The organism is Ideonella azotifigens (assembly GCF_006519715.1).
Taxonomy (GTDB): Bacteria; Pseudomonadota; Gammaproteobacteria; order Burkholderiales; family Burkholderiaceae_C; genus Ideonella; species Ideonella azotifigens.
The window spans coordinates 1-1,509 of sequence record NZ_VIDT01001003.1 but is presented as its reverse complement, the minus strand read 5'-3'; the positions used below and the strand labels follow the sequence as shown (position 1 = coordinate 1,509).

General features: G+C 67.9%; 3 protein-coding genes. 2 read left to right on the top strand and 1 reads right to left on the bottom strand.

Translation table 11 applies throughout. The features are described 5' to 3' along the window. On the bottom strand, nt 1–220 hold a 220-nt coding region (locus tag FKP22_RS33595), incomplete at its 3' end, for a hypothetical protein (protein ID WP_211361667.1). A 258-nt stretch (nt 221–478) separates the two neighbouring features. On the opposite strand from FKP22_RS33595, the gene FKP22_RS30090 reads away from it, so the two are divergent. Then, entirely contained in the window at nt 479–1,078 is a 600-nt protein-coding gene (locus tag FKP22_RS30090) for an aminodeoxychorismate/anthranilate synthase component II (RefSeq protein ID WP_141291883.1), read from the top strand. Then, nucleotides 1,075–1,509 (top strand): beta-eliminating lyase-related protein (locus FKP22_RS30085; protein ID WP_233447020.1); only part of this gene is annotated, 435 nt, incomplete at its 3' end. The genes FKP22_RS30090 and FKP22_RS30085, both read left to right, overlap by 4 nt.

Sequence of the window (1,509 nt, the reverse complement as noted above, 5' to 3'; positions counted from 1 at the left end):
TGATGGCGCCGGCCAGCAGCAGGGCGGCCAGCGCGAGCTGTGACAGGCGGGTGCGGGAGAAAGCGGGCAGGGCGGCAGCGGCCATTGGCGGGTCTCCGAGAGAGTGGTTGTCCGCAAGGCTTCGGCCGGGTTGGGCCAGGCTGTAGCGGCATGGCGCTGGCGCCGGGGCGACGGTGTGACGGAAGTCGCGCTGCGCCGGCGCTGGCGCGGTGCAGGCCACGGGTCATAATGGCGGCCATGTCCTGCACGCGTTTGTTCCCCGCAACGCAGCGCTTTGGTTGGCGCTGGCGCAAGCCTGCATAACACCACCCCCCTGCGCCCACCGGCGCCGTCACTTTCGCGCCCACCCGGCGCACCGTTTGTCCTCCCGCCGCCAAGCTGCGAAGCCGCCGAGTCGCCTGTTGCGCCGGCCGTCATGGGAGGATCACGCTAGCGAACCGGCCCCGCCGCGGGCCCTGGACATCGAGGACCGAGCGACATGCTGCTGATGATCGACAACTACGACTCGTTCACCTTCAACCTGGTGCAGTACTTTGCCGAACTGGGCCAGGAGGTGAAGGTTTACCGCAATGACGAGATCACGCTGGAAGGCATTGCCGGGCTGAAGCCCGAGATGCTGGTGCTCTCGCCCGGGCCCTGCTCGCCGGCCGAAGCCGGCATCTGCGTGCCGGCCATTCGCCACTTCATCGGCAAGCTGCCCATCCTGGGCGTGTGCCTGGGGCACCAGAGCATTGGCGCCGCTTTGGGCGGCAAGATCGTGCGGGCGCAAAAGCAGATGCACGGCAAGACCAGCCGGCTGCACACCGATGGCCGCGGCGTCTACGAAGGCTTGCCGGAAGAATTCACCGTCATCCGCTACCACTCGCTGGCCATTGAGCGCGAGAGCCTGCCGGCCGAGCTGGAGATCAGTGCCACCTCCGACGACGGCGAGATCATGGGCGTGCGCCACCGCGAACTGGCCGGCAGCGCCGCGCCACTGGAAGGCGTGCAGTTCCACCCGGAATCGGTGCTGTCCGAACATGGCCACGCGATGCTGCGCAACTTCATCCAGATGAGCCGCGTTGGGGTGGCGGCATGATCGATTTAAGAAGTGACACGGTCACTCAGCCAACGGCCGCGATGCGTGAGGCGATGGCCGGCGCTGAAGTTGGTGACGACGTGTTCGGCGACGACCCGACGGTCAATGCCTTGCAGGCGCGCCTGGCCAGGATGCTGGGCTTCGAGGCCGGCCTGTTCATGGCCAGCGGCACGCAGAGCAACCTCTGCGGGCTGATGGCGCATTGCCAGCGTGGTGACGAATACATCGTCGGCCAGATGGCTCACACTTACCGCTGGGAAGGCGGCGGCGCCGCGGTGCTGGGCAGCATCCAGCCGCAGCCGCTGAACCACCAGCCGGACGGCACGCTGGCGCTGGCCGACATTGCCGCGGCCATCAAGCCCGACGATGCGCACTTCGCGCGCAGCCGCTTGCTGGCGCTGGAGAACACCCTCGGCGGCAAGGTGATGCCC

Coding starts and splice junctions, on each gene's coding strand:
- FKP22_RS30090 (WP_141291883.1), top strand. CDS start 479: ATGCTGCTGATGATCGACAACTACGACTCGTTCACCTTCAACCTGGTG.